Source organism: Sphingomonas sp. Leaf38, from assembly GCF_001421825.1.
Lineage (GTDB): Bacteria > Pseudomonadota > Alphaproteobacteria > Sphingomonadales > Sphingomonadaceae > Sphingomonas.
The window spans coordinates 78,714-79,288 of record NZ_LMLD01000010.1 but is presented as its reverse complement, the minus strand read 5'-3'; the positions used below and the strand labels follow the sequence as shown (position 1 = coordinate 79,288).

Annotated in this window: 1 protein-coding gene; it reads left to right on the top strand. The window is 64.3% G+C overall.

The window, feature by feature from the left end:
* Positions 1–33: 33 nt before the first annotated feature.
* Positions 34–552: a carboxymuconolactone decarboxylase family protein gene (locus tag ASE88_RS05920; protein WP_055879695.1), complete on the top strand. Its 519-nt coding sequence runs from the start codon at positions 34–36 to the stop codon at positions 550–552.
* Positions 553–575 lie beyond the last annotated feature (23 nt).

Below are 575 nucleotides of genomic sequence, written 5' to 3'. Positions count from 1 at the left end.
GGGGGGGGGAGGGGAGGAAGAATTAGTAGAGATATGTCGCTCAAGGAATTCGCCGGGCAGCTGCCCGATTACGCCAAGGATATCCGTCTCAACGTCGGCTCGCTGCTGAACGAGACGCATCTGACCGATCAGCGCAAATACGGCCTGCTGCTCACCTGCGCGCACGGTTCGGGCTACAAGCCGCTCGTCGAGGCCGCCGAAGCCGAATGCGCGCCCAAGCTGTCGCCCGAAGCCGCCACCGCCGCCCGCGCCGCCGCTGCGGTGATGGCGATGAACAACGTCTATTACCGGTTCACGCATCTCGCCGGGAACCAGGAATATCGCAACATGCCCGCCAAGCTGCGCATGAACGTGATCGGCCAGCCGGGCATCGACAAGGTCGATTTCGAGCTGTTCAGCCTAGCCGTGTCGGCGATGAACGGCTGCGGCATGTGCATCGACAGCCACGAGCAGATCCTGAAAAAGGCCGGCGTCACCGCCGAGGCGATCCAGACGTCGGTCCGCATCGGTGCGGTGATGGCCGCCGTCGCGACGGTCCACGCTACGCTGTAACGCGGTAATCCTCCCCCGCGAGG

Coding starts and splice junctions, on each gene's coding strand:
- ASE88_RS05920 (WP_055879695.1), top strand. CDS start 34: ATGTCGCTCAAGGAATTCGCCGGGCAGCTGCCCGATTACGCCAAGGAT.